We start from the raw sequence: 26,086 nt of genomic DNA on the forward strand, positions 1-26,086 counted from the left end.
TCGACGAACAGGTTGATCAGAGCGGTGCCTTCTCGGCCGTTCAGACGACGTGCCGGGGACCATCCTGGGTAGGCGGGACGGCGGGGTACAGCGGACCGTGCCCGGGGCGGAAAGGGGCGTTTCATGTTCGAGGAGTTCGCCACCAGGACGGTGCACACCGGTGAGGCGTCTGTCTTCGTTCGGTACGGGGGCGAGGGCCCGCCTCTCCTGTTGTTGCACGGCCACCCGCGCACGTCGGCGACCTGGCACCGGGTCGCGCCTGTCCTGGTGCGGCGCGGCTTCACCGTCGTCTGCCCCGACCTGCGCGGTTACGGGCGTTCCCGCGGCCCGGCGCCCGCTCCTGATCATGTCCCGCACTCCAAGCGTGCCGTGGCCGAGGACATGGTCGAGGTCATGCAGGCGCTCGGGCACCAGCGCTTCGGGCTCGTTGGCCACGACCGCGGGGCCGCCGTGGCGCTCCGGTTGGTGCTGGACCACCCCTCCGCGGTGACCCGGGTGGCGTTCCTGGACGGACTGCCTCTTAGCGAGCACCTGGTCCGCGCCGACGCTCGGTTCGCTACCGAGTGGTGGCACTGGTTCTTCTTCGCCCAGCCGGAAATCCCCGAACGCGTCATCAACGCCGACCCCGATGCCTGGTACCACGGAGACCCCGAGGCCATGGGGCAGGAAAATCACGACGAGTGGCGGGCCGCCACCAGGAATCCGGACGTCGTCCGCGCCATGCTGGAGGACTACCGTGCCGGGCTCACCGTGGACCGCCAACACGAGGAGGCGGACCGAGCCCGGGGCGCACGGATCGACTGCCCCCTCCTGGTTTTGTGGTCGCTGCGGGACGACCTGGAGGACCTGTACGGCGACCCGCGCACCATCTGGCGCGACTGGGCCGACGACGTCCGGGGCCACAGCATCGACGCCGGCCACCATGTGGCCGAGGAAGCCCCCGGCCCGCTCGCCGCCGCTCTGGGCGACTTCTTCACCCACTGACCACCTCGGCGCGCCGCCGAAACGGCACGCGTCCCATGGCCATCCTCTCCGTCTACCTGCGCCAGCGTGGTTCCCCGGAGTCCAAACCCGTGGGCACCCCCCACACCTCCACCGGCGTCGAGGGATGAGCGCAACGTGTCCTCACCCTCGTCAGAGAGCTCGGACAAGGCTTCGGCTGAGAAGGCAGGGGCGTGTATTCATTCGTGCCACGAATATCGCCGGGATCGGCACCCTGTCAGCCGCGCGAAGCGAGGATCGGCTCGCCTGATGCCTCTGCAGCCAGAGCCACGATCAGAAGAGTGGGAAAGGGCCGCGTCGACCTCCCCAGGCGTTGGCGGCCCTTCCCACAACAGGCGTCCGTCTACCCCGACGATCGCTGTTCATGCGGGGCACGTCATGCCTGCACCGCTGCCGCCAGGTGATCCTGCAGCTCCTGCGGCATCGGTGTCCCGGCCTCGGCCGCCGTGACCGCCTCGGCCACCTTTGGCAGTCTGACGTCGGTGTGCTGCGAGACGGCTAGGAGGATGTCCCAGGCCTCCTCCGGCTGGCAGCCGAAGCCGCCATCAGGACGCCGCGGGCCATGTCGATGACCGGTGGGCTCTCCATCTCTGGGCAAGATCCGTTTGAAGACGGACCCTAGGTCTGTGGCCAGGCGGGAGGTCCCATGTCCCGAGTCGTCACAGGTACGTCGAACCCAGCCTGAGGACTGGTCCGTCGCATCTGGGCGCCCGCCCAGCGTTGATGAATTCTGATCGTCTTCGTCATCGCCCGCCCCGGCAACCATGGACACGCGACGACAGCCGGTCACAGGTAGCCACCGCGTACCGCCGGCACAGGTCGACCGGTCCGTCGCTTCAGTAGGCCGCGCCGACGACGAAGCGATCCCGCGCTGCGCAGGACCGCGTCAGGCCAGGCGCACGCCGGATCGGTCAGCGGCGTCCGCCGGTGTGCGTGGCCGTGTACGGGAGGTGCTACGGGTAGTCCGGTTCCTTGTGGGTACCTGCGTGCGGAGCTCGCCGTCAGCGGGCGTACGCCGGAAGTGGGAGAGAGCATGGGGTTCCGCGAGTCGGGTTTCGCACTGGCTTCCCGGTACTCCGCCCGGATACTGGCCGGCCGATACCGTCTGGACGCGCTCATCGGTTCGGGTGGTGCCGCGGACGTCCATCGCGGTTTTGACTTGAGGCTGCGTCGGCCGGTGGCAGTCAAACTGTTCCGGCCGAACACCGGCTTCGACACAGAGGAAGCCTTTCTGAGCGAGGCCATGATCCTGGCCCGCCTGCAGCATCCCGGGCTGGTGACCGCCTACGACGCCGGACGGCACGACGGTGACGCCTACCTGGTCATGCAACTGATCGAAGGCCGCACCCTCAAGGCGCGCATCGCCGAGGGCCCCCTGTCTCCCGAAGCCACCGCCGCACTCGGTGCCGGCCTCGCCGACGGCCTGGCCCACGCGCACGACGCGGGAGTGGTCCACCGCGACGTCAAGCCGTCCAACGTCATCCTCGACGCATTCGATCACCCCCACCTCACCGACTTCGGTATCTCCCGGTTGCTCGATGCCACCACACGCACCGCCACCGGCACCCTCATCGGCACGGCGGCCTATCTGTCGCCGGAACAGGTCCTGGGACAGCCCGTCGGACGGCCTGCCGACGTCTACGCCCTGGGCTTGGTGCTTCTCGAATGCCTCACCGGCAGGCTCGAGTACGACGGCGGCCCCTTGGAGGCCGCAATAGCGCGAGTTCACCGTCAGCCCAGCCTCCCGGGCTTCCTCCCCGCGGAACTCGCCGCCCTGCTGAGGGACATGACCGCACTGGACGAGCAGGCACGCCCGACGGCACGCGACTGCGTCCTGACACTGGCTGCTCTGTCCGCCGACACGGGCCCCACGCCCCACCGGCCCGCAGCCCGTGCCACGGGCATCGCTGCAAGGCGGCGCCCCACCGGTGACAGCACCAGTACCCACAGGACGCCGCTGTCCCTCCCGGAGCGGCCCGTTTCCGAAGCGGTTTCCCGCGCCGTTTCCACACCTGCTCGCCCCCGGAGCCGCGTTCTGATGGCCGGGGCAACTGCCGCACTGGCCGCGGCCATGGCCGCCACCCTCGCCGTCGCTGACGGTCCCTCGCACCAGAACGCCGAGAACAAGCCGACCCGCCCCGCCACCGGTCCAGCCGTGACCTCACCTTCCCCCGGCACCTCAGAAGACGGCAACGACACCCCCGCGCCACAGCCATCCGTCAGCCGTACCGTCTCCGCCCCTGCGCAGAGCGTCAGCCCGGCACCGGGAAACCCGAGGGGGCTATCGGTCACCGACGGGGCGCCGACACCGGACACCACCGCCCCTCGGCAGGGCACAACCGACGCCACAGGGCGCCCCGAGACGAAGACCACGAGCAAGCTGTCTGATCAAGGAAAGAAGAAGGCGTCCGCAGGCCAAGGCGACGAACAGAACGCGGAAAAAGCGACGAAAATCAAGAAGAAGTAGGTGCACCGACACCCAGCAGGGCCGAGCTCGCGGCGTCCGAGGAGCACCGGCTGTTTGGGCGGGCACGATCTCGACGCGGGTGCAGCCGGCGCTTGGAGGCGGCATTGTCGTCTCTGCCAGCAGGCCCTCGCCGGCGCGAGCGGTCGGACGCACAGCGCACGACCTTCCCGAGTGGGTCGAGTTGTCTTACTTCCTTACTGCGGCCTTGGTCTTCTGCGCTGGCATGGCGACCGGTGCGGTGTGGCTGTGGATCGAGACGGTCGGCTACTTCGACAGCCTCGCGGGGAGAATCACGTTCATCACCTTGCTCCTGACCCTGCTTGTCCCGGCCCTGGCCGCCCACCCGCCCGGCGGGTCTCCGCCAATGCGGGTTACTTCACCGCGGCGACCGGCGCCGACGCCGTGAGTGCCGGTGTCCTCACCGAGGACCAGGTTTGACAGAGAACAGCCTGCGAGACGGGCGAGTGCTTTTGCACTGAGGGGCAGCGCGTCTTTTACCGGCAGGCCGGCCCCGCCAGCGCTCCTGCCGTCGTCCTCCTGCACGGCTTCCCGACCAGCTCGCACATGTTCCGCCACCTCATCCCCGCGCTCGCCGACCGCTACCACGTCATCGCCCCCGTGGTCGGGGGTGTTGCGCAGATCACGCCGCGGTGCGCAATCGGCTGCTGCGCACCGCCTGTGCCCGTTTTCGATCCCTCCCGGTGGAAAGCAAATGACAGGGTCAGGATGGGCTGGCTTTCCTGCGGATCTTGGTGAGGTAACGCTCCGTTGCGATCAAGCTCGGAGTTCTCTGCCGGTGACCGACGCACGCCCGCGGCGCCGTAACCCCCGCACAAGCGCTTCCGGCAGCCGCAGGGCCCCGGCGCGCCGAGTGGTGAGCGGTCGGTCACGCACCGGGGTGGGCGCGGCCGGTCCGGTAGGCGGTCACCACGAGTTGGGCGCGGTCGCGGACGCCGAGCTGGTGAAGAGGGCAGACCGGCTGTGGGAAGCGCGGCCGGCGAAGCTCCCGCCCCGCAGCGGTGTACCAGCCCGCCCGGCGACGAGGCGCGCGGCGGCCGTCGTCGAGGGCGGTATGGGAATGTGCTGCATGACCGCCGGCCAACAGCCGACTCACGAGGCACCTACCACCCGCGAAGCCAGGCTGATCTCAAGACGAGCAGGCGGCAAGCCCGCCGTCTCACGCCTCCCGGACCACGTCGGCCACCTCGTCCAGCAGTGCCCTCAGCTGTGCGGCCTTCTTCGGACCGAGCTTCTCGGCGATCCGCTGTTCGATGTCCACGATCACGGCCTCGGCATCCCGCAGGGAGTCGCGGCCGGCGTCGGTGAGGTGCAACTCCTGCACGTGGCGGTGGCGCGGGTGCGGTCGGCGTTCCAGTTGACCCCGCTCCTCCAAGCGGGCCACCTGGGAGGCCACTGCTTGCGGAGTGACGTTCAGGCGGCGGGCCAGTTCCGCGCCGGTCAGGCCGGGATCGGTGTGGACGGAGATCAGCAGGGTGTACTGCGCGGCCGCGATGCCCAGCGGTCGTAGCCGTTGCTCTTTCCGGGCCTGCACGGCCCACTCCGCCCGCCGCAGGGCCCAGGTCACCCGGGTCAGGTGCTCGGCAGGGATCGGCCGTTCATCATCCTTTGTCACGCGGTGAGAATGCGGTACCTGGGCGCTTGTCAAGTTGCTTGATTGTCCTCAAGTGCGTGAATCACTCTTGACCTTGAGGCCACTGTGCGGGGGACGCTCAGCCGACGGGACCGTGGGCCGAGCCCTCGCGAACCGCCTCGGCCACTTGGTCGAGCAGCGCTCGCAGTTGTGCTGACTCCGAGCCGAGACCATCGGTGACCTGCCGCTCGATGCCGGCGATCACTGCGTCGGCCGCGCGCAACGCCTCCCGGCCGGCGTCGGTGAGGTGCAGCTCCTGGATGTGCCGGTGGCGCGAATGCTCACGTCTCTCCAGCTGCCCGCGGCCCTCCAGGCGCGCCACCAGTGAGGCGATGGCCTGTGGGGTCACGTTGAGGCGGCGGGCAAGTTCGGCGCCGGTCAGCCCCGGCTCGTCGTGCACGGAGATCAGGAGTGTGTAGTGCGCCGCCGCCATGCCCAGCGGGCGCAGCCGCTGCTCCTTGAGGCTCTGCACCGCCAGCTCCGCGCGGCGCAACGCCCAGGTCACCCGTTCAAGCGCGCCGAGCCCGACCGGCTCCTCATCATTGCGTATCACGCGAGAAGGATACGACACTTCAGACTCATCAAGCGTTTGACATGTGCCTAGGGGTTGATGAACCCTGGTCCCATGACTCGCCCCCTCGCTTTGATCACTGGCGCCTCCTCCGGCATCGGCGCCGCCTATGCCCGTCTCCTGGCGGACGATCACGACCTCGTCCTGGTCGCGCGACGCGCCGACCGGCTCGCCGATCTTGCCCAGGAACTCCGCGCCCATGGAGCATCCGTCGAGGTGCTGCCCGCCGACCTCATGGCCCATGACGGCATCGCCGCCGTCACCGACCGGCTGGCCGCCGGGGACGTGCGCATGCTGATCAGCAATGCCGGCGCCGGCGGCTACGCCCCGCTCGTCGACGTCGACCCTGCCGACATCGACCGCCTGCTCACCCTCAACGCCGTCGCCCCCGTCCGGCTGGTCCACGCCGCACTCCCCGGAATGCTCGCGGCAGGCGAAGGTGTGATCGTCACGGTCGCCTCGCTCCTCGCCTTCAGTGCGGGCCTTGCTGACTCGCGAGCACCCCGGCGCACCCTGTACGTCGCCGCGAAGGCCGCCATCTTGGGTTTCACGCGCACCCTCGCCGGTGAGCTCGCCGACACCCCGGTTCGCGTCCAGGTGGTGTGCCCCGGCGTTGTGGCAACAGAGTGGAACAGTGGCGCCGGCCGCAGCATCCCTTGGGCGATGTCGCCCGAGGGCGTCGCAGCGGCCAGCCTGGCCGGGCTGCGCCTCGGTGAGACCGTCTGTGCCCCTGGTCTGGAGGGCCAGGACTCAGCCCTGGACGCCTTGCTCGCCGCGGAGGCCGCTTTCGTCAACGGCGGCAACCAGCCGACACCCGCGGTTCGCTACACGTAGCCGCGGGATTAGGGCAGTGCCAGCCGGCGGGTAGATGAGTGTCACCGGCCGTCTGCCCGCCGGTCGGCTGTCTTCCCCGCTCGGGTCGGCCGGCGCGATATGCGCACCTGGTGGCAGTTCTCGTTGGTGGGTAGATGCCGAACTGGGCGAGGGCGTGGTGTGGGAGGCGGTGCTCGATCGGGTTGTCGGTGAACTGGGCGAGGTGCTCCGGGTCGTTGGCCTGAACCGGCAATCCCCGGACCAGGTGGTGCCCGACATGAGAAGCCGCGGTGCGTGTTCACCATCGCCGGCTCGCAGGTGATCACGCTCAAGTGCGGGCGGGGCCCGCGGCACTGTCCGCCCGCCCGCCCGCGCGGCGACTCGACTGGCGGCCGTCCTCACCGCCTTCGATGCCCCCACCCTGCCCCCGCCGGGGCCGGTCGACGAGTACACGGCCAAGGGCGTCCTAGCGGACTTGGGCATCCACACGCCCGTACGGCGCGTGTGCGCCGACCCCGTCGCGGCGCACGCGGCTCTCGACGAGCTCGGCGGCTCGGTCGTCGTGAAGATCCTCGTCGCGGACATCCTGCACAAGACGGAAGTGGGCGGGGTCCAGGTCGGCATCCGCACGCACGAGGAGCTCGACGAAGCCCTCGCCCGCATGCCCGCGAGCCCCGCGCTGTTGGTGGAACAGATGGCCCCCGCGGGTCCCGAACTCATCGTCGGCGTACGCCGGGACTTGGTCTTCGGCCCCGTGCTGGCTCTGGGCGCCGGGGGAACGGCTGGCGAAATCCTTGGCGACGTCTCCCTGCGCCTCGCGCCTCTGTCCGCGAACGAGGCTCATGGGGTGCTCGACGAGCTCGCCACCCGCCAGCTGTTCCTCGGCGCGCGTGGCGCCACCCCGGTCGACCGCGCGCGACTCACCCACGTGCTGCTCGCCCTGGCCTCCCTCGCCGCCGACGACGCCGTGGCCGAGTGCGAGATCAACCCTTTGCGCGTCCCGCCCGACGGCGACGTCGTCGCGCTCGACGCCGTACTGCTGCTGCGTGACCCCCGGGATCAAGGAGGATCCGATGACGCGTGAGGGATTCGTGCCCTGGCCCAAGGAGGCGGCCGACCGCTACCGGGAGGCCGGGTACTGGCGTGGCAGGTCGCTCGGCTCGTACCTTCACGAATGGGCGGAGACCTACGGCGACACGGTGGCCGCAGTGGACGGCGACACGGGTCTGACGTACCGTCAACTCGTCGACAGAACCGACGGATTGGCATGCTGCCTGCTGGACAGCGGTCTCAGATCCGGTGACGCGATGCTCGTCCAGCTGCCCAACGGCTGGGAGTTCGTCACACTTACCCTTGCCTGTCTGCGGGCCGGAATCGCTCCCGTGATGGCGATGCCCGCGCACCGCGGTCACGAACTGCGCTACCTGGCAGCCCATGCCGAGGTCACCTCGATCGCCGTACCGGACCGACTCGGCGACTTGGACCACCAGGCCCTGGGGCGGGAGGTCGCCGAAGGCACTCCGAGCGTACGGTTGTTGCTCGTCGCGGGTGCGCGGCCGGTACCGACGCCACGGACCTGCGCGCTCTGGCCGAACCGGCCGACAACCCGGCCGGCGCACGGGCCCGGCTCGACGACATCGCCCCGGACAGCGGCGACATCGCCCTCTTCCTGCTCTCCGGCGGCACGACCGGACTGCCGAAGCTCATCACCCGTACCCATGACGCCTACGAGTACAATGCCCGCCGTAGCGCCGAGGTCTGCGGCCTCGACGCCGACTCCGTCTACCTGGTGGCGCTGCCTCCGGACACAACTTCCCCCTGGCCTGCCCCGGCATCCTGGGCACCCTCATGAACGGCGGCCGGGTCGTCCTGGCCCGCACCCCGGAACCCGGCAAGGTGTTGCCGCTGATGGCAGCCGAGGGCGTGACGGTCACCGCCGCCGTACCGGCCGTCGGCCAGCGCTGGATCGACGCAGTGGCCTCCGGCCGCCACCCGCCTGCCGCTGAGTCTTTCTCCGTGCGGACCAGGCCGAGTACTTCGAGCACCAGCCGGTCGGTCAGAGGACACGGATCGGCGTCGTCGGCGCCCGCGGCTGACCAGGAACCGAACGTCGCTACCACGTCGTGCGCGTGGCGAACGGCGGCCCGGAATCGGGTGGCGGTCGTCATTCCCCGTCGCAGACGCCCTCTACAGCGAACTTCTGGTAGAGGTGCGGGTAGGCCACGGTACCGGCAGGGTAGCTCGCCAGATGCGAGGCGAACTCCGGCGTGCCGAGCGCTGCACGGAGGTGCTCGGTGGATTTCCAGACCGCGACGTTGGTGAACAGCCGGCTGCCGGCTATGCCCCGGTACAGCTGCACCGAGAGGAGGCTCCCCGACCTCTTCATGTACTCCGCGTCGTCCTTCCAGGCGGCCACCACCTCGTCCTCCTTGCCCTCCGGGGCGACAAAGGTGTTGATGATGGTGACCGGGCCGGCCTCCTCCTTCTGCTGGTCGTGGAAGTGGGCGGACTCGTCGAGCTGGCCGAACTTGAGCATGGTTGCTCCATGTACTCGCGTGTGGTGAGTTGTGATCAAGGAGCGGTCCGGGTGAGGGGCCGGGCCCCTGTGGCACCGCCAGTGGTGTGCGTTCAGGCGTGGTGCTTGTCGAGGAAGTCGGTGATGAGCTGCAGCCACTCCTCGGTCCGCTCCAGCATCGGCAGGTGGCCGGTGGCGATTTCCGCGAGTTGGGCGCCGGGGATGGTCTCGGCGAGCCGGCGGTGCAGGGCGCTGGAGACGAGCCGGTCGTCGGTGGTCGAGACGACCAGGGTGGGGACCGTGATGCCGGCGAGGTCGTCCCGGACGTCGACCTGGCCGACGAGGTCGGTCTGCTCGGAGCTGCCGTCGGCCGTACCGGCGGCGACGTAGCCGAGGGTCTGCCGCAGCTGCTCGGTCGGCATCGACTCCAGTGCCTGAGTGCCGAGGGCCATCATGAGCTGGAACTCGGCGAGCAGCTCGCGGTCGCCGGACACGGCGATCTTGCTCTGGATCGAGGAGGCGAGTGCGAGCCGGTTGTCGCGGTGCGGAAAGGCGGCGGTCAGGACGAGTGCGGTGACGCGCTCGGGGTGGCGGGTGGCGGCGCGGATGGCGACCGGGCCTCCGAGGGAGTAGCCGGACACGGCGAAGCGGTCGAGGCCCTCCGCGTCGGCGGCGGCGACGAGCTGGTCGGCGAGGTCGTCGACGGACAGCGGGGTGGTGGAGCGGGGGGTGTCGCCGCTGCCGGGGTAGTCGATACCGACGACGGTGTGGCGGGCGGCGAGGGCTTCCAGGACGGGGCCGTAGGTGCCGGCCAGGCTGCTGCCGGCGCCGTGGGCGAGGAGCAGGCCACGGCCGGAGCCGAGGCGAGTGCGGGTGAACGTGGGTGCGGTGAGGTTGCGGGGTGACATGGGCGTCTGCCTTTCGAATCGTCGACACGCAAGAATCATCCAGTGCGTGTGATTACTTCCTCAGGTCTATCACACAGTGCGTATGATTTCCGCCTGTGACGTCAATCACGCACGCCGTATGATGTGCGGGTAGGGTGGTGGCATGAAGCAGCCCCTCCACCGCCGTCAGCCGACTCCGGGCAACCCCCGCGTACAGCGCACCCGCAATCGCGTGCTGGCGGTCGCGCGGGAACTGCTGCCTCAGGTCGGACCGGCCGGGCTGACCTACGCCCTGCTGGCCGAGCGGTCGGACGTCACCCGCCAGACCCTCTACCGGCACTGGCCCACCCGAGCCGCGCTGCTCTTCGACCTCGTCCTCGAAGGTCCCGACCTCGGCACCTACCCCGAACCGGGCAGCGACGTGCGGGAGGTGGCCACCGCCTGGCTGAAGAGCCTGCGCGCCGGCGTCAGCGTGCCGGCCGTGCGAGCCGCGGCCCTGGCCGTCACCGCCCAGGCCGACCACGACCCCGACAGCGCGCGGGCACTCGTCCGCATCGGCGAAGACCGCTACCTCGGCTTCAACAAGCTGCTGGAGCCTTCGGACATCCAGATCAGCGACGACGAGTTCACCCTGCTCTACGGGCCCGTCCTCGCCCGCCTCTTCCTCGACCGCGGCCAGGTCACCGACGCCTTCATCGACGCCGTGGTCGCTCAATGGCTCACCACGCTGCAGCCTTCCGACGCACAGCAGGACTCCCGGTAGTAGTCACCGAAAGCTCCTGACGGAGGGGAACAACCGCGTTCAGGCAACTGGGCCGAACTCCTGACAACCCGTCATCGCCGCCCCTGTCGAGTGAGCCTCGCCGTCCGCTGCTGGGCCACTACTGCACACCGGCATGGCCGTCGGCCACCTGTCCGTGTCCGCGTGTGGAGCGCCGTCAGGTACTCACGGACGTGCTCGCCGACCCTTGGCCGGCCGAGCCGGGCTGGTCGACCACCGACCTGAGCGACGCCCGCAACCAGTACGAAGCTCTCGAAGGCACGGTCGCCAGTGCGGCGATCGGCTTCATGGAGGCTTCATGTGCTGAGTGGTACGTGCTTTATGAGGCGGCTGTTGTCTGGCGGTCATGCACGTATTCCTCGTCCCGCCGGTGGACAACGTCGACCACCCTGCTGTGCGGCACCTGACTTCTGCGGTCGGCACCTCGCTGTCCGGTTCCGTCGTGACCGGCGTGTTCCTCGGTAGGGGGTCGGCCAGGAACGTGGAGCCCGCTGGACACGAGCTCGGCGATGACGCACTGCATGAAGGAACTGCACGCCTGTTCACCTCGGTGGGGGCAGCGACGGCGGGGCCGGCGGCGTTGCTCGCGGGTCCGCTCCACTAGCCGACCGGTGACCGCCGGCCTACGCGGCCACGTCGGCGCCGTGGGTTCCCACGCCTGAGCGCCCGACCGGCCTGTCGGCGGCAACCGGCCAGGCCGAGGAGCGACTTGGCCGCTCACGCTCCCCGGTCGGCCGGACCGCGTGCACGCCGGCCCGGGGAGAGAGCAGCATGGGCACCGCGCCGCCGAAGTGGGAGTTGAGGATGCGTACATGGGGATAGCAAGTCACGAACCCGCGGGTGATGAGCTGGGCCGCTACGACGGTGTCCTCCACGGGCGCGCCGACCATCCAGGTGAGGTGGTGGTCGGTGATCTGCGGGGAGGCGACGCCGTCGCCGGCGGGGTGGAGGTACATCACGGTGCCGCGGCGGTCGAGTTCCTGCCACACCGGTGCGAAGGCCGGGTCGGTCAGCGCCCGGCCCGCGGCCGAGGTGGTCAGGGCCACGCCCACCACCCCCGGCGCGTCGAGGACGCGGTCGAGTTCGGCCAAGGCCACGTCGACGTGCGGCAGAGGAAGCACGACGAAGGCCAGGAAGCGGTCGGGGTGGCGGTCCACCAGGGCGACGTACCGGTCGTTGATCAGGCGTGCGGCTGCGGCGGCCTGCGCCGGATCCGGCAACGCGCCCGCCAGCGGTGAGGCCGAAAGCCCTGGCGGTCCACACCGGTCCGCTCCATCAGGGAGAAGCGGAGCTCGAGGTCTTGTCGGTGTCGTCGGCCCCGAGCCCGCGCTGGCCGCCGGTGGTAGAGACGCCCGAGTCTGCCAGGAAGTCCAGGTAGTCGCTGGGGTAGACGTGAGCGTGCGTGTCGATGCGCATGAAGGGGTTCCTCAATCGTCGAGGGAAGGGGGAAGGGCGGGGCGGATCCCGGATTCGCTGGTGCGGGCACGTCGGACTGCCCCGACCGAGGTCAGCGCCTTCACGTCTCCGATCAATTCCGGCATTGACCCTGAGCACCGGGCTGGGTCCCACGGATTCGTAATTCACTGCACGCGCCGACCGGGTGGGCCCGGAGAAGGAGCGGTGTTAGGAAAAACGGCCAGGCGAAATGGATAGGCCAGCTATTTGTCGACCAGGGACATGTGGTGCTCGTTGTAACGGTTTCCCAGTACCCCGACGCGGCCGACGAGTCCGTTGAGGTCGGCGAGTTCGTCGGCGGAGAGGGGAAGTCGGGTGGCGCCGATGTTCTCCTCGATGCGTGCGGTGCGCCGGGTTCCGGGGATCGGAACGACCGATGGATGCCGCGCGAGCAGCCAGGCGAGCGCGACCTGGCCCGGTGTGGCGTCCTTGGCCTGCGCGAGCAGGGTGACGTGGTCGACGAGCGCTTGGTTCGCTGCCCGGTTCTCGGCCGTGAACCGCGGGATGTTCGTGCGGACGTCGTCGGCGGTGAATGGAGTCGTGGCGTCCACCGTCCCGGTCAGGAACCCCTTGCCGAGCGGGCTGAAGGGTACGAATCCGATGCCGAGTTCCGAGCAGGTCGGCAGAACCTCATGTTCGGGGTCCCGGGTCCACAGCGAGTACTCGCTCTGTACCGCCGTCACCGGGTGGACCGCGTGGGCGCGGCGGATGGTCTGCGCACTGGCCTCGGAAAGCCCGAAGCAGCGCACCTTGCCTTCCTGTACGAGCTCTCCCACGGCTCCGGCGACGTCTTCGATCGGCACGTCCGGATCGACGCGGTGCTGGTAGAAAAGGTCGAGTGTTTCGACTCTGAGCCGTTTGAGGGAGGCCGTAGCGACGGCTCGGATCTGCTCGGGCCGGCTGTTGAGTCCGGCGGGGGCGCCGTTCTCGATGCGGAATCCGAACTTGGTGGCGATCACTGCCTGGTCCCGCACCGGGGCGAGGGCTTCTCCCAGGAGCTCTTCGTTGACGTAGGGGCCGTACACCTCCGCGGTGTCGAAGAACGTGACTCCGCGGTCTACGGCGCCACGCAGTACGGCGATCATGTCGGTGCGATCGCCGGGATTGGGGCCGTAGCTCTGGGACATTCCCATGACGCCGAGACCGATGGCGGAGACATGCAGGTCGCGTCCGAGCGTTCGGGTGTGCATTCTTCCTCCTCGTTGCTGTCAATGCCGGTGGGTGGGGCTTCAGGCCATAGGCAGGCCGCCGCCGCATCCGGTGTTGTCGCGAGTTGCTTTTCCTTCGCGTGATCGCGCTGAGGGCCGGCGTACTGCGGTTCACCGCGTTGTCCGCGGAAACAGGCGCTTGGCGTTCGCCGTCGTGAGCGATCGCCATGTCGTGTCCTGCGCCGGTGGTTCGGCCGCGTCGATCGCCGCGATGTGGGCGTCGGCCAGCGGCGCGGGCGTCCAGCAGTAGTCGCTGCCGAAGAGCACGCGGTCAGGGTCGACGAGCCTCAGCAATGCGGGGACCTGGCGTGGGAAGGCTGTGCCCGCCATGTCGTAGTACAGACCGCGGAGTTGCTGCACCGCGTCGGGGCTGGGCGACTGCCGCGCGTGCAGGAACAGGCTCATGAACTCGTTGATGCGGTCGGCCAGGACGGGAATCGCGCCGCCGCAGTGCGGGACGATCACCCGTATGTCCGGGTAACGCGTCAGGACGCCCGCCAACACCAGGTCCGTGATGGTTCGAGCCGTGTCGAAGATGTACTCGACCATCGGACGCGGTCTGCCGAGCGCCGACTGTTCCCAGCACGCGGGTGAGGTGGGGTGCAGGAAGACCACCGCCCGCCTCCGGTCGAGCTCCGCGAAGACCGGGTCGAGGCGCTGGTCGCCCAGGTACACCCCGTGGGTGTGAGTCAGCAACGCCACGCCGTCGGAGCCGAGTTCGTCGAAGGAGAAGGCGATCTCCTCCACCGCACCGTAGACGTCCGGCAGCGGAAGCGACACGAAGTTGCCGAAACGGCCCGGGTGGTCCCGGGTCAGTTCGGCGGTGTACTCGTTGACGCGCCGGGCAAGGAGGCGGGCCGCCTTGTCGTCGCCGAAGTGCACACCGGGGGAGGACATGGAGAGCATCGCGGTCTCGATGCCATTGCGGTCCATCAGATCGAGATGGGCTTGCACGGACCATGACGGCCAGCCGCCCATGCCGTCGGGGTGGGCGTGGCCTGCCGCCGTCGCCTGCTGGACGTAGAAGTCGGGAAGCATGTGGGCGTGGACATCGATGAGGCTGGAGGACACGGCAGCGGGATTCCTTCTCGTGGGGCTCGCGTCGTCAGGGCACATACCGCGAGCGGCCTACTCCACCTGCTCGCCTCCGGCCAACCGGACCTCTTCGTTGTCCAGGGCCGCCTGGAGACGGCGGAGCACGGTGTCGTCGATCTGCGACTCGTCGCGCAGGCGGACGACGGTCGCACGCTTTGTGGCGATGAGAGCGAGGCGGAGCTCGGTGTAGTGGCGGTTGTGGAGCAGGGCCGGATCGTCGTGGGTGCCGGCACCCCTCGCTCGTGCGGTCGCCAGGTTGGCCTCGTACTCCTGGCGCAGCCACTCCATGACCTTCGGGGTCGTGCCCAGGTCAACGGCGAGCCGGGGCAGCGCCTTGATGGCTTCCTCGGTCGCCGTCGTCTCGGCGAGGACCTGCTCCTCGTCGACGGACGTGTCGGGCGGCAGCCGGGCCCAGCGCACCACGCCCGGTAGCAGCAGCCCCTGCACCACGAGGGTCACCACGATGACGCCCGAGGTGACGAAGACAATGAACGCTCGGCCGGGGAACGACTCACCCGAGTCGAGGTTCTCCGGAACGGAGAGCGCCACGGCCAGCGACACAGCGCCCCGGAAGCCGGCCAAGCCGCTGACCACTCGTGCCCGGTCGCTCATTCTCCGCAGCCGCTGCTCGGGACGCCGGTCGATCACGCGGATCAGGTAGGCGGAGGAGAACAGAAAAGCGAACCGGACCGCGACCAGGACCACGCTGATCGCTCCGACCGCGATCAGGGCATGTTGGAGGTCGGATCGGCTCAGATGGCGCAGCGCGTACTGCAGCTCCACTCCGACCAGGACGAACAGGGTGCCGTTGATGATGAAGGTGGCCAGCGGCCAGAAGGCCAGTGCCTGACGGCGGTGATCGGCACGGATGAGGCTCGGAGCCACCTGGGCCATGATCAGGCCGCTCACGACGACCGCGAGGACACCGGAGGCGTGGATCTGTTCGGCCAGCAGATACGCCGTGAACGGCGCCAGGATCATGACGAGATTGCCCAGCAGGGGATCGTCCAGCCGGCGCCGCAGATTCATGTTGACCCAGGCGACCGCCACTCCGACCGCGGCCCCTCCGCCGTAGGCCAGCAGGAACAGCGCTCCGACGTGCGGCAGTGTCAGGTGTTCCTCGCCGACGGTGATACCGACCGCCAGGCCGTAGATGACCAGCGCGGTGCCGTCGTTGACGAGGCTTTCCGCGCGCAGCACGGTGATCTGGCGTCGGGGGAGGGAGCCGGCCAGTGCGCCGACCGCGGTGGCGTCGGTGGGAGCGACGGCCGCGCCCAGGGCCCACGCCGGTCCCCACGGCAGTCCCAGCGCGTGCCCGGCGATCGCCACAGCCCCTGCGGTGAGGATCACCAGGACCGTGCTCAGCAGGACGATGCCGCGCAGGTTCGTACGAATCTCCCGCATCGAGGTGGTCAGACTCTCCCAGTACAGCAACACGGGAAGGAAGAGCAACAACACTACTTCGGGCGGGAGTTGGGTCTGGCGGACGGCCGGGACGAGGCCGATGAGCGCGCCCACGACGAGCAGCACGACGGGCGGCGCGACGTGGAAGCGCTGCCCCAGAACGTTGCCCACCAGCACGGCCGCACCCAGGACGACAACGAGTTCGAGACCGAGCATGGTGCCTACTCCTGTGCGGGACTGGCTGTCGGCGGTGGCTCAGCGGCTTCCACCGGGATCGTCTCGGTCATCGGGGCACCAGTCGCAGTGTCGTGGAGCGCGCCGCGACCAAGGGGTTGACGTACGCGCCGCCGAAGCGGCCGTACTTGGTGCGGTACGCGGTGTCTACGCGGTCGTCGACCTCGGAGTCCGCCACCTGGACGAAGGTGACGTCCTTGTCGACGCCTCCCGAGCGGATGTGCCCCTCGTGGCCGGCGCGGGCCGTGCGCCACCAGCCGCCGTCCGTACCGCGGAAGGAACGGACGTACAGATCGTCGCCGTCGCGGACGACCCAGACCGGCACCGGACCCCGCAGTGTGCCGTCATCGCGGCGCGGCGCCATCTCCAACTCGTCGGCCGCGGCGATGCGGTCGAGCTCGTCGTTCGTCCATTTCGTCATCGGTGTTCTCCGGTCGAGGAGGCGGCGGGCGGGGCGGCCAAGCGGGAACTCCTGAGGCCGGGCCAGGCGTAAGGCGGCGCCGCTGGGGGGGAAGGGTGCCGGAGGACTCGTGGTCAGCCGGGAGTGCTGGTGAGCGGGTCACCGAGGTGGGTACGGGTGATTCCGAGTGAGTCCTCGAAAACGCGATAGTCGTTGATCAGTCCGCCGGCGACGGTGAAACGCAGGATCATCTCGCTTTCGAGTACCTGTCCCGAGGGGTGGAACCGGGAGGAGTACCAGCCCGGTGCCAGGACCCGTCCGTCGGCCTCCACCATGGTGCCCAGCTCGAACGCGAGCGGCTCGACGGCGGCGAAGAACGCGGTGAGGGACTGCCGGATCTCCTCCGGCCCGGTGCGGCTCCCGGCCCACGGGGTCAGCGCCGGATCACCCGGAATCGTCCAGGTCGCCTCGGGGGTGAAGTGGGAGAGCACGCGCTCCATGTCACGTGTGCCGAAGGCCTCGAAGTACGCCTCGACGGTGGCGATCGCCTCGCTGGTCATGGCTGTCGGTCCGTTCTGTCTGGCGGCCGCGACGGGTAGGCGGCCGAGTGGCCGCTCGTCGGGGCCGGCGGCGTGGGAGCCGTCGATCGGCGCCCACCACCGCCCGGGCTTCAGGTCACGGGCGCAGCAATGCCTTGATGGCGCGGCGCTCGTCCATGGCCTTGTAACCTTCTGCGACCTCGTCCAGGGGCAGGGTGAGGTCGAAGACCTTGCCCGGGTTGATACGGCCGTCGACGACGCGCTCGATCAGGTCGGGAAGGTAGGCGCGCACGGGGGCGGGACCACCGCGCAGACCGACGTGGGAGAAGAAGAGTTCCTGGCCGTCGATCTGCACGTCGTGCGGCATGCCGACGAAGCCGACGTTGCCGCCGGGGCGGGTGGACTGCAGGGCCTGGTGCATGGACTGCTGGGTGCCTACGCATTCGAGGACGGACTCGGCGCCGATGCCGTCGGTCAGTTCCTTGACGCGGGCGACGCCTTCCTGGCCGCGTTCGGCGACGATGTCGGTCGCGCCGAATTCCAGGGCCAGCTTCTGCCGGGACTCGTGCCGGCTCATGGCGATGATGCGCCCGGCGCCCAGTTCCTTGGCGGCGATGACCCCACACAGGCCCACCGCGCCGTCACCGACGACCACGGCCGTCGAACCGGGCCGGACCTCGGCCGCCGTGGCGGCGTACCAGCCGGTGCCCATGACATCGGAGAGCGTCAGCAGGCTGGGGATCAGCTCCTCGGCCGGCTGCTCCGGGGTGGCGACCAGGGTGCCGTCGGCGAGGGGGACGCGGACGTACTCGGCCTGGCAGCCGTTGGGGAAGTCCCGGTGCAGACAGGAGGTGTGATAGCCGGCCCGGCAGATCGGGCAGGTGTTGTCGGAGGCGATGAAGGAGCCGATGACGAACTGACCGGGCTTCACGGCCGAGACGTCGCTGCCGACCTCTTCGACGATGCCGACGTACTCGTGGCCGATCGGCTGCGGCTCGTTGACCGGGTTGATGCCGCGGTAGCTCCACAGGTCGGAGCCGCACACACAGGTGGCGACGGTGCGGATGACCGCGTCCGTGGGCGCCACGATCTTCGGCTCGGGGGCGTTCTCCACCCGGATGTCCCCAGGCGCGTGAATGATGGTTGCTCGCATGATGGCTCCCCAGTTCCTTTCGGTCTGTCTTGGCGTCAGGGGTGGGTACGGGTGCTGACGCGCGGGCCGTTGTAGTCGTCGTCCGGGACGTGTTCGAGCCAGGTGGTGTCGTCCGTCTCCCACAGCGCGAGATGGACCATGAACTGGTCGGGCGCGGCACCGTGCCAGTGCTCCTCACCCGGGGGTGTGTGGATGACGTCGCCGGGATGGGCCTCGATGATGTCGCCGCCACGGGACTGCACCAGGGCGACGCCTTCGACGATGTGGAGGGTCTGGCCAAGAGCGTGGGAGTGCCAGGCGGTGCGGGCTCCGGGAGCGAATCGGACCAGATTGGACCGCATCCGCGAGGGCTCCTCACCGCGGTGGATCACGTCGGCGTAGGCGTCACCGGTGAACCACTCGGCCGGGAGCTTCATGGTGGGAGGCCGCTTCAGCAGTTCCATGGTGTGTCGTTCCTCCGGTGTGGTGCTGCCGCCGGACCACGCGGCGGCGAGGTGGGGGGAGCCCGGGTTGTGGGGGTGTGTGGGGGCGGAGGAGTATCAGCCGGACTGGTCGGACTTCTCCACGATCTCCTCGAGCTGGGTCATCGCAGTCATGGCGTTGGGCCATCCGGCGTAGAAGGCCAGATGGGTGATGGCCTCGACCAGCTCGTCCTTGGTCACGCCGTTCTCCAGCGCCTTGCCGAGGTGGAATCCGAGCTGGTCGGTTCGGTACAGGGCGGCGAGAGCGGTGACGGTGACGAGGCTGCGGTCGCGCGGAGACAGACCCGGCCGCTCCCAGATGTCGCCGAACAGGACGGTGTCGGTCACCTCCGCGAGCTTGGGGGCGAACTCCTGGATCGCCGGCGGCGCGAACTTCTTCCGTTCTGACATCAGGTGGTGCTCCTTGCCTGTGTGCGGGGGGATTCAGGCCGCTCGGTCTTGAACCGGGTGGCGGGACGGGCGCTCACCGAAGAACTAGGTGACCTCGGCGAGGGCGGGGAAACGTACTCGTCCTCGCCGTGTAGGTCGAAGCGGGACGTACCGTCGATCCAGAACAACTCCGTCGGCACCCCGACGCGTTCGACGGCCGTTCGGCCGGCGTGGGCAGTGGAGGCCTCGCTGCCCACGATCATCAGCAGCGGGCGCGGTGCGAGGAGCTCGATGCCGGCGAAGGAGTCGGACTGGGCGATCTGGTCGACTCTGCGCAGCACCCACGCGTTCTCGCAGCGCAGGTGCGCACCGTGTGCGGTGCGATAGCACTCGTGCCCTGCCGGAGATGGTCCGGTGTCGTTTCGTCGACTTCCTCGGGCACGATGTTGTTCGAGGACGGTGGGTTCGCCGAGGGCCTCGGCCACGCGGAGCAGGCCGGCGCAGGCGACTGGATCGCGGAAGGCGGCCGGGTCCTGACCGCCACCGAGCCGGACGCGCAGCAGGCTGCCGAGGCAGGCGGCGCTGGCCGTGCCGACAGCCCTGATGCGATGGTCGCTCATGGCGGCGTACACCGCGTGGCCGCTGGTGGAGATGCCCAGCGCGCCGAGGCGGTCGGGAGCGAGGTCCTTCCGGGTGCTGAGGTAGCTGACGGCGCTCTTGATGTCCCCGGCCCGCTGGACGGGGTGCTCCAGGAAACGGCGTTCGCCTTCACTTGCGCCCTGGTGAGCGGCGTCGAAGGCGAGGGCGGCGAAGCCCGCCTCGGTCGGACGCCGGGCGTAGAGTCCGGCGGGCTGCTCCTGAACCCCACCCCACGGGTGTATGACCACGATCGCGGGCAGCGGATGTCCGGCGCGGGATTCGGGAGTGTGCCGGTGACCGGTCGGCGTCAGGCCATTGCTGACGAAGGTGACATCCGTCCGCACTGTTCTCACTCGCCTCCTCCGCCTGCAGCATGGAAATACGCGATATCGGTGCCGTGGGAAAGCAATTCTGACCCGGGGGTGGGCCGTCCCGCTTGTTCGGGTGGATGCTCTCCGTAGGCCGCCTCTGATCGCCGAACACGCCATTGACCCTGCCACCTCCACGGGAATCCGCAAAGGGGAGAATTCCACCCTGGGTATCACTTATCCAGGGGAGGGATTCTTACCCCCCTTGTGCGGACCGAGCGGTGTGACACTGGCTGGCATGGCCAGCGACGCGCATCCGAACGAGCTGGGAGAATTCCTCAAGCTGCGGAGGGCCGAGTTGAGCCCGCGCACAGTCGGCCTGCCCGACACCGGTGGCCGGCGGGTGCCTGGCCTGCGCAGGGAGGAGGTCGCCCCTCTCGCCGCCATCAGCACCGACTACTACACCCGGCTGGAGCAGGGCCGCGTCCAGCCGTCCGCGTCAGTGCTGGCCGCACTCGCCCAGGTCCTGCGTCTGGCCGACGACCAGCGCGACCACCTGTTCGAGCTGGCCCGGCCGACGGTCGGCCCGACCAGGCCGCCGGGGCCGCACCGAAGGTGCATGCGCAGTCACGCCGCCTGCTCGACGATCTCACCGTGACTCCCGGCGTGGTGATCGGCCGCCGTTGGACATCCTGGCGTGGAATCCGCTTGCATCCGTCCTGCTGACCGATTCGAGAAGGTGCCGGGCATCAGGTCGGCTCGGCGGGCCCGCGGCCGATCAGGTCGACTGGCCTGACGTTCTGATCCGGCCCCGCCGACTTGGGAAGAAAGAGATGTTTACCAGACCTGGGAGAAAACTCTCCCCCTGATTTCGCAGGTGAATACTGCGACACTGAATGCCATGTACATGAATGAATATTCGCCTGAACTGGGAGAATTCCTCAAGGCGTGCCGGGCGCAACTCAGTCCGCGAACGGTGGGCCTGCCCGAGTTTGGAGCGCCCCGACGGGTACCGGGGCTGCGCCGTGAGGAGGTCGCCCACCTCGCGGGGATCAGCAGCTACTCCTACGCGCGGTTGGAGCAGGGGCGTGCCCCTGTGACGAGGTCGGTGCTCGCAGCTCTCGTCCGTGTTCTGCACCTCGACGACGACCAGCGTGACCACCTGTTCGCGCTGGCCGCGAAAGATGAGCGCACGCCGCGCCGCAGACCGGCGCAGAAGGTCCAGCCCCAACTCAGGCGTCTCCTGGACGAACTGAGCGCGACCCCCGCGCTCGTCCTGGATCGTCGCATGGACATCTTGGCGTGGAACGCGATGGCAGCGGCTCTCCTCACCGACTTCGAACGGGTTCCGGACAAGAAGCGCAACTACGCCCGGCTACTCTTCACTGACCCCGCCTTCCGGGAGCTCTACCTCGACTGGAGGACGATCGCCCGGACCTGCGTCGCCCAACTACGCATGGAGGCCGTCAAGTGCCCCGGCGATCGCGAGTTCACCGCACTGGTCGGAGAGCTGTCGGTGACCGACGCCGACTTCCGGCAGTGGTGGGCAGGCCGCCAAATGCCCGGCCTGCGGGTCGGCACGAAGAGGTTGCGGCACCCGCTCGCCGGTGACCTCACCCTCGACTGGGACAGCCTGACCTGCACGGCCGACCCCGCGCAGCAGCTTGTGGTCTTGACCGCGGAGCCCGGGACCCCGTCCCATGACGGACTGCGCTTCCTCGCGTCGTGGACTGCCAACCCGTACCAGCGGGCGCGGGGTGCGGCAGCATGACCTGACGGCGCGAGTCCACGGCCGAGGTCCGCATAGCGTCTTTTCGCTGGCTTGATCATCAGCTTCCGCCTCACGGCGAGGGTGAAGTGGGCGTCGACCTCGCCCGCCCCTGCAGACCGTGCTGATCACTGTCCCAGGGAACAGGCCTCGCCGTCCTGGCGGCCTTCTTGCACGCCGCGCAGCTTGTCCGGGTTGAGCTGGAAGCGCAGGTGTTGGATCAGGCCGTCGTTCACGTCGAGTGACACGGTGCCGATGGGTCGGCCGCCCAGGGTGATGAGCAGACCCGGCTCTGCGTTGATCGTGGCCGGTTCGAGTGCCACGCCGGTCGACACGGGCTTGGCCAGTGTGCCGATCACCCAGCGCGCCACGTGGTCGGTGCCGTGCAGCGGTCGGCGGGCCGCCGTGACCTTGCCGCCGCCGTCGGACCAGGCCACGACGTCCGGGGCGAGCAGCTCCAGCACGGCGTTCAGGTCGCCGCCCGCACAGGCCGTCAGGAAGCGCGCGGTGATCTCCTGGTGCTGCGTGGTGTCGGTGTCGTGGCGGGGACGGCGGGCATGCACGTGCTGACGGGCCCGGCGGGCGATCTGCCGGACGGTCGGCTCCGGCCGCTCGAGGATCTCTGCGATCTCCGCGTGCGAGAAGGCAAACGCCTCACGGAGCACGAACACCGCCCGCTCCAGCGGTGCCAGCGTCTCCAGCACCACCAGTAGACCGGTGGAGACGGTGTCGGCCAGTTCGGCGTCATCAGCGATGTCCGGCGAGGTCAGCAGCGGCTCGGGCAGCCAGGGCCCGAGGTAACTTTCGCGGGTGGCGCGGGCCGAGGTGAGCCGGTTGAGGGCGAGATTGGTGACCATACGCACCAGGTACGCGCGGGGGTTGCGGACCGTGGCGCGGTCCGCGCCCTGCCAGGCCAGCCAGGCGTCCTGCAACACGTCCTCGGCGTCGGCGACGCTGCCCAGCAGCCGGTAGGCGGTGCCGAACAGCAGCCGATGATGCTCCGTGAACGGGTCCTGGCCGACGTACTGCTCACCCTCCACGTCACACACCCTTCCATGATCCCAGCGACCCGTACGGGGCGGCAAGATGACTGCGGTCACGGCGTCGGCACCGGGCTTGCGGGCCTGCGGGTGGCGCGGCCGCCCCTGGAGAGGGTGGCGCTGACGTTCATGCGCCTGCTCAGCCGGTAGAGCTTCACCGGGCTGCCGCTGACCGTCTCCTTGTACCGGATCGCCCACGTCCCCTTCAGGTACCAGCGTCGCGGACTGTCGTCCGCGTACGTGAACTGGATGACCGCGTCCTGCCGTCCGATGCTGACGGGCTGGTGGAAGTATCCGAACCGGAACGGCTTTGCCTTCTTTCCGCGCAGTCGGCGCGCGAGGGCGTCGGCGACGTACTGGGCGGTGGGCAGGCCGCTCTGGCAGGTCCCGTGGATCGGGCCCCACGCCTGATGTACGGCGGCGGCGTCACCGACCGCGTAGACCTCTGGATGCGACACCGAGCGCAGGCCGGTGTCCACGACGACCCGGCCGCGTGCGTCCGTCGCGATACCGGACTCGGCGGCCAGTTGCGGAACGCGCACGCCGGTGGTCCACAGGGTGAGGCCGCTGGGCAGCAGCTCGCCGTCGGCCAGCTCGACGGCGTCGGTCAGCACCTTGGTGACGGTCGCACCGGGGCGGACGTTCACGCCCAGCCGATCGAGGGCGTGATGCAGATACGTGCGCGCCCGCTCGCCCATCATGGCGCCGAGCACGTCCCGGCTGACCAGGGTGACCTCGAGGCCGGGGTAGCTTTCGGCGATCTCGGCCGCGGACTCGATGCCTGTCAGGCCGCCGCCGCAGACCGCCACGGTGCCGCCGGCGGCGGCCAGGGCAGGCAGCCGTGCGGCGAACTCGTGTGCGGTGTGGGGGTCGTTGAGGGTGAAGGCGTGCTCGGCGCCGGGGACCACGCTCGTGTCGGTGCTGCTGCCGAGGGCGTAGACGAGGGTGTCGTACGACAGGACGGCGGGACCGGCCCGGCCGGTGTCCACGGATACGTTGCGCGCCCGCGAGTCGATCGCGGTGGCCCAGCCCTGTACGAACGCGACACCGGTACCGGCCAGCAGGTCGGGGATGCGGTACTCGGCCAGCTCCTGGCCGGCCGCGATCTGGTGCATCCGCAGCCGTTCGGTGAACCGCGCCGAAGGGTTGACGAGAGTGATCCGGGTGCTCAACCGACGGGTACGACGGGCCAGGCGGATCGCGGCCAGCATGCCGGTATAGCCGGCGCCGAGTACGACGATGCGGTGTTCGGTGTTCATACGGATCACTCCGTTGGTTGTCACGACTGCGAGGACGCCCATGGGACAGATGAGCCCGCGCATACGTGACAGCCATCTGTGTGAGCCGCGTCACCCTCGCCGCGGACGCGGTCGTCGTCGTCCATGGCTCCGATGTCGCCCCTTCCTTTTGCGGAACGGGCCGCGCACCGTCTCCCTCGGCGACGCCGGTACGGCGAGAACCGCGACCTGTTCGAGAACTTCCTCCCTTTAGGTCACAGGGACCAGGGCACTCATGTCCGCCGACGAGGCTGCCGGAGTGTGCTGCCTCGACCGTTCCTACTGGGTCGAACTCTCGGGGGGCAGCCGCCGGGCCGGCAGCTGTGCGCAGTGCCGCGATGACGGCCGTCGTCGTCGGGTTCGCGGTCTCGGTGTGGCGTGTAGCGGCGAACAGCAGGCGCAGGATCGGACGGTCCTCGATGGGCGTTGTGCGGATTCCGGGTGTGGCCGGGTCGATGGCCGTCCGGGGGACGAGCGCGGTGGCGAGGCCGGCCCGTGCGAGGGAGAGCTGGGCGGTGATGTCGGCCGTGACGTAGCGCGTCGTGGGTGTGAAGCCGGCCTGGTGGCAGGCGTGCAGGATGGCCTGGCCGCAGTCCGTGGTCGGCGGCGGCACGGCGAGGCTGTGCGCGGCCAGTTCGCGCAGGGCGACGGGCCGCTCGTAGCCCTGGTCGGCCGCGGTGACGACGAGCAGCGGATCGTCGAGCAAGGGGGAGACCTCGATGCCCCGGGGAGTGACGTCGGGCAGGTGCTGATACCGCTGCCCCAGCACCACGTCGACGGTGCCGAGCGTGAGTTCGCGCAGTTGCGCCTGGTCGGTGATGAGACAGGTCACGGTGAGCTGCGGGTGATGCGAGCCCAGTGCGGTCAGCGCGGGGGCCACGAGCCGGGCGACGGTCGACGGCAACGCGGCGAGGGTGGCGGTGGCGCCGACCGTGCCCTTGACCGCCTCGACGGCGCTCTCGGCCTCCCGCACGGCGGCGAGGATCCGGTCGGCGTGTTCGAGGAGCACCCGGCCCGCCTCCGTCAGTGCCACGGTTCGCCCGTCGGGGCGCAGCAGATCGACTCCCACGTCGTGCCGCAGCGCGGACAGCTGCTGCGACACGGCTCCGGCGGACAGCGCCAGTGACTGGGCGGCCGCGGCGATGGAGCCGCGGGCGGCGACGGTCTTGAGCATGTGCAGACGGCGGATATCCAGCATGACTCGATAGATTACCTAAAGGGTCACCTAAGAAATCATCCCCTTGACCTACCGAGTCGCGGTGAGCGACCTTCGGCACATGGAGATCTTCGACTGCATCGCCGCGGTTGCCCGGCCCATCCACGATTTCGGTGACGAGTTCATGTCTGACGAGGCGACCGCCGCCGTCGGACTGCGCGCCGGCTTTCCCCCAGGGCGCGGCTTCTACTGCCGCGGCCGGTTCGGGGTGCTCGGCGAGGCACCGGCCTCGGTGGTCCAAGCGGTACAGGGCTTCCTCGGCCCCGATCTGGTCACCGCCGGCTGGCGGGCGGGACGGCCCGTGATGCCGCCGGAGGAAGCCGCCGCCTGCTATGCACAGGCCGTCCGGACGTGGGGGCGCGCCCATATCCCCGCCGATGTCGACGTGGAACGCTTCAACCGCCTGGCACAGAAGCTGATCGACGCCGCCGACGCCGACGCGCTGCCTCTCTTCGCCGGCTGGCGCGCGCAACCCTGCTCCGGCGACGACCTGGTCGGTGCGGCGATGCAGCGCATACACGTGCTGCGGGAACACCGTGGCGCCTGCCATCTGGCGGCGGTGCGCCTGTGCGGACTGAGCGCCCGAGAGGCAATGGTCGTCAACCTCGGCGTCGAGCAGGCGACCCACTACGGCTGGCAAGAGCCATATCCCGTTGCCACAACCCTCATTCCCCTATGGCAGCGTGCCGAGCAACTCACCGACGAACTGCAGGCGCCGCTCTACGCCACGCTGACCGACCGGCAACGTACCGAATTCGCCCAACACATCAACGCGTTGACCCACTCCGAGACCCCATGACGGGACGTCGAGA

General features: G+C 69.4%; 27 protein-coding genes and 4 pseudogenes. 13 read left to right on the forward strand and 18 right to left on the reverse strand.

The features are described from left to right. Window positions 1-123 precede the first annotated feature (123 nt). From ACFVYS_RS22125 to ACFVYS_RS22140, 4 genes and pseudogenes are all read left to right on the forward strand, one after another. Window positions 124-984, forward strand: a complete 861-nt coding sequence (locus ACFVYS_RS22125) for an alpha/beta fold hydrolase (RefSeq protein WP_389504423.1) — start codon at window positions 124-126, stop codon at window positions 982-984. A gap of 35 nt (window positions 985-1,019) precedes the next feature. Continuing rightward, a pseudogene (locus tag ACFVYS_RS22130) lies at window positions 1,020-1,112 on the forward strand (DUF6766 family protein); the annotation flags it as partial. 923 nt (window positions 1,113-2,035) lie between these two features. Then, window positions 2,036-3,469 (forward strand): protein kinase, encoded by a 1,434-nt coding sequence (locus tag ACFVYS_RS22135; RefSeq protein WP_389504425.1) that lies wholly within the window; start codon window positions 2,036-2,038, stop codon window positions 3,467-3,469. 477 nt (window positions 3,470-3,946) lie between these two features. Then, window positions 3,947-4,087: pseudogene (locus ACFVYS_RS22140) on the forward strand (alpha/beta fold hydrolase); the annotation flags it as partial. A 559-nt stretch (window positions 4,088-4,646) separates the two neighbouring features. On the opposite strand, the gene ACFVYS_RS22145 reads toward ACFVYS_RS22140, so the two are convergent. Continuing rightward, complete coding sequence (locus tag ACFVYS_RS22145) at window positions 4,647-5,102, reverse strand: MarR family winged helix-turn-helix transcriptional regulator (protein WP_389504426.1); 456 nt, start codon at window positions 5,100-5,102, stop codon at window positions 4,647-4,649. A gap of 97 nt (window positions 5,103-5,199) precedes the next feature. Continuing rightward, window positions 5,200-5,673, reverse strand: a complete 474-nt coding sequence (locus ACFVYS_RS22150; RefSeq protein WP_389504428.1) for a MarR family winged helix-turn-helix transcriptional regulator — start codon at window positions 5,671-5,673, stop codon at window positions 5,200-5,202. Between the two features lie 72 nt (window positions 5,674-5,745). Between ACFVYS_RS22150 and ACFVYS_RS22155 the strand changes: the two genes are divergently transcribed. The 4 genes and pseudogenes from ACFVYS_RS22155 (at window position 5,746) to ACFVYS_RS22170 (ending at window position 8,356) form a co-directional block, all read left to right on the forward strand. Continuing rightward, window positions 5,746-6,525: an SDR family NAD(P)-dependent oxidoreductase gene (locus tag ACFVYS_RS22155; protein WP_389504429.1), complete on the forward strand. Its 780-nt coding sequence runs from the start codon at window positions 5,746-5,748 to the stop codon at window positions 6,523-6,525. A gap of 400 nt (window positions 6,526-6,925) precedes the next feature. Next, window positions 6,926-7,588 carry an acetate--CoA ligase family protein gene (locus ACFVYS_RS22160; protein WP_389504626.1) on the forward strand — a complete coding sequence of 221 codons (663 nt, stop codon included), beginning with the start codon at window positions 6,926-6,928 and terminating at the stop codon, window positions 7,586-7,588. Further along, window positions 7,578-7,937 (forward strand): annotated as a pseudogene (locus ACFVYS_RS22165) (AMP-binding protein); the annotation flags it as partial. The gene ACFVYS_RS22160 and the pseudogene ACFVYS_RS22165, both read left to right, overlap by 11 nt. A gap of 224 nt (window positions 7,938-8,161) precedes the next feature. Further along, the gene (locus ACFVYS_RS22170; RefSeq protein WP_389504628.1) at window positions 8,162-8,356 is read left to right on the forward strand and encodes a hypothetical protein; all 195 of its coding nucleotides are present in this window, start codon (window positions 8,162-8,164) and stop codon (window positions 8,354-8,356) included. Between the two features lie 312 nt (window positions 8,357-8,668). Here the strand turns inward: ACFVYS_RS22170 and ACFVYS_RS22175 are convergent, their stop codons facing one another. Both ACFVYS_RS22175 and ACFVYS_RS22180 read right to left on the reverse strand, forming a co-directional pair. Then, on the reverse strand, window positions 8,669-9,040 hold the full coding sequence (locus ACFVYS_RS22175) for an antibiotic biosynthesis monooxygenase family protein (protein ID WP_389504431.1): 372 nt from the start codon (window positions 9,038-9,040) through the stop codon (window positions 8,669-8,671). 92 nt (window positions 9,041-9,132) lie between these two features. Then, window positions 9,133-9,927: an alpha/beta fold hydrolase gene (locus ACFVYS_RS22180; protein ID WP_389504433.1), complete on the reverse strand. Its 795-nt coding sequence runs from the start codon at window positions 9,925-9,927 to the stop codon at window positions 9,133-9,135. A gap of 142 nt (window positions 9,928-10,069) precedes the next feature. Here ACFVYS_RS22180 and ACFVYS_RS22185 point away from each other — a divergent pair, with 142 nt between their 5' ends. Continuing rightward, window positions 10,070-10,669 (forward strand): TetR/AcrR family transcriptional regulator, encoded by a 600-nt coding sequence (locus ACFVYS_RS22185; protein ID WP_389504435.1) that lies wholly within the window; start codon window positions 10,070-10,072, stop codon window positions 10,667-10,669. A 164-nt stretch (window positions 10,670-10,833) separates the two neighbouring features. After that, window positions 10,834-11,094 carry a hypothetical protein gene (locus ACFVYS_RS22190; protein WP_389504437.1) on the forward strand — a complete coding sequence of 87 codons (261 nt, stop codon included), beginning with the start codon at window positions 10,834-10,836 and terminating at the stop codon, window positions 11,092-11,094. A gap of 216 nt (window positions 11,095-11,310) precedes the next feature. Here the strand turns inward: ACFVYS_RS22190 and ACFVYS_RS22195 are convergent, their stop codons facing one another. The 11 genes from ACFVYS_RS22195 to ACFVYS_RS22245 form a co-directional block, all read right to left on the reverse strand. Further along, complete coding sequence (locus ACFVYS_RS22195; RefSeq protein ID WP_389504439.1) at window positions 11,311-11,907, reverse strand: amidohydrolase family protein; 597 nt, start codon at window positions 11,905-11,907, stop codon at window positions 11,311-11,313. Between the two features lie 55 nt (window positions 11,908-11,962). Next, window positions 11,963-12,103 carry a hypothetical protein gene (locus ACFVYS_RS22200; protein WP_389504441.1) on the reverse strand — a complete coding sequence of 47 codons (141 nt, stop codon included), beginning with the start codon at window positions 12,101-12,103 and terminating at the stop codon, window positions 11,963-11,965. 242 nt (window positions 12,104-12,345) lie between these two features. Next, window positions 12,346-13,332: an aldo/keto reductase gene (locus ACFVYS_RS22205; protein ID WP_389504443.1), complete on the reverse strand. Its 987-nt coding sequence runs from the start codon at window positions 13,330-13,332 to the stop codon at window positions 12,346-12,348. Window positions 13,333-13,461: 129 nt separating this feature from the next. After that, a complete protein-coding gene (locus ACFVYS_RS22210) occupies window positions 13,462-14,421 on the reverse strand; it encodes an amidohydrolase family protein (RefSeq protein ID WP_389504445.1) in 960 nt (319 codons plus the stop codon). A gap of 57 nt (window positions 14,422-14,478) precedes the next feature. Beyond that, window positions 14,479-16,065, reverse strand: coding sequence for a Na+/H+ antiporter (locus ACFVYS_RS22215; protein WP_389504447.1), 1,587 nt, complete (start codon window positions 16,063-16,065; stop codon window positions 14,479-14,481). A gap of 67 nt (window positions 16,066-16,132) precedes the next feature. After that, window positions 16,133-16,504: a DUF2255 family protein gene (locus ACFVYS_RS22220; protein WP_389504449.1), complete on the reverse strand. Its 372-nt coding sequence runs from the start codon at window positions 16,502-16,504 to the stop codon at window positions 16,133-16,135. Window positions 16,505-16,617: 113 nt separating this feature from the next. Next, a complete protein-coding gene (locus ACFVYS_RS22225) occupies window positions 16,618-17,043 on the reverse strand; it encodes a nuclear transport factor 2 family protein (protein ID WP_389504451.1) in 426 nt (141 codons plus the stop codon). A 115-nt stretch (window positions 17,044-17,158) separates the two neighbouring features. Continuing rightward, window positions 17,159-18,175, reverse strand: coding sequence for a zinc-dependent alcohol dehydrogenase family protein (locus ACFVYS_RS22230; RefSeq protein ID WP_389504453.1), 1,017 nt, complete (start codon window positions 18,173-18,175; stop codon window positions 17,159-17,161). A gap of 35 nt (window positions 18,176-18,210) precedes the next feature. Further along, complete coding sequence (locus ACFVYS_RS22235) at window positions 18,211-18,618, reverse strand: cupin domain-containing protein (protein WP_389504455.1); 408 nt, start codon at window positions 18,616-18,618, stop codon at window positions 18,211-18,213. A gap of 96 nt (window positions 18,619-18,714) precedes the next feature. Beyond that, window positions 18,715-19,047: a carboxymuconolactone decarboxylase family protein gene (locus tag ACFVYS_RS22240; protein ID WP_389504457.1), complete on the reverse strand. Its 333-nt coding sequence runs from the start codon at window positions 19,045-19,047 to the stop codon at window positions 18,715-18,717. Next, window positions 19,047-20,018 (reverse strand): alpha/beta hydrolase, encoded by a 972-nt coding sequence (locus ACFVYS_RS22245; RefSeq protein WP_389504459.1) that lies wholly within the window; start codon window positions 20,016-20,018, stop codon window positions 19,047-19,049. Before ACFVYS_RS22245 ends, ACFVYS_RS22240 begins: the two co-directional genes overlap by 1 nt. Window positions 20,019-20,271: 253 nt before the next feature. On the opposite strand from ACFVYS_RS22245, the gene ACFVYS_RS22250 reads away from it, so the two are divergent. Both ACFVYS_RS22250 and ACFVYS_RS22255 read left to right on the forward strand, forming a co-directional pair. Beyond that, entirely contained in the window at window positions 20,272-20,631 is a 360-nt protein-coding gene (locus tag ACFVYS_RS22250; RefSeq protein WP_389504461.1) for a helix-turn-helix domain-containing protein, read from the forward strand. Window positions 20,632-20,874: 243 nt separating this feature from the next. Then, window positions 20,875-21,744, forward strand: coding sequence for a helix-turn-helix domain-containing protein (locus tag ACFVYS_RS22255; protein WP_389504463.1), 870 nt, complete (start codon window positions 20,875-20,877; stop codon window positions 21,742-21,744). Between the two features lie 125 nt (window positions 21,745-21,869). Here ACFVYS_RS22255 and ACFVYS_RS22260 read toward each other — a convergent pair whose 3' ends face one another. The 3 genes and pseudogenes from ACFVYS_RS22260 to ACFVYS_RS22270 all read right to left on the reverse strand — a co-directional run. Continuing rightward, entirely contained in the window at window positions 21,870-22,790 is a 921-nt protein-coding gene (locus ACFVYS_RS22260; RefSeq protein ID WP_389504465.1) for an RNA polymerase sigma-70 factor, read from the reverse strand. Between the two features lie 47 nt (window positions 22,791-22,837). Next, the gene (locus ACFVYS_RS22265; protein WP_389504467.1) at window positions 22,838-24,040 is read right to left on the reverse strand and encodes an NAD(P)/FAD-dependent oxidoreductase; all 1,203 of its coding nucleotides are present in this window, start codon (window positions 24,038-24,040) and stop codon (window positions 22,838-22,840) included. A 397-nt stretch (window positions 24,041-24,437) separates the two neighbouring features. Further along, a pseudogene (locus ACFVYS_RS22270) lies at window positions 24,438-25,256 on the reverse strand (LysR substrate-binding domain-containing protein); the annotation flags it as partial. A 79-nt stretch (window positions 25,257-25,335) separates the two neighbouring features. Here ACFVYS_RS22270 and ACFVYS_RS22275 point away from each other — a divergent pair. Continuing rightward, the gene (locus tag ACFVYS_RS22275) at window positions 25,336-26,073 is read left to right on the forward strand and encodes a hypothetical protein (protein ID WP_389504469.1); all 738 of its coding nucleotides are present in this window, start codon (window positions 25,336-25,338) and stop codon (window positions 26,071-26,073) included. Window positions 26,074-26,086: the final 13 nt, after the last annotated feature.

It is taken from the genome of Streptomyces sp. NPDC058295 (genome assembly GCF_042880655.1).
Lineage (GTDB): Bacteria > Actinomycetota > Actinomycetes > Streptomycetales > Streptomycetaceae > Streptomyces > Streptomyces coriariae.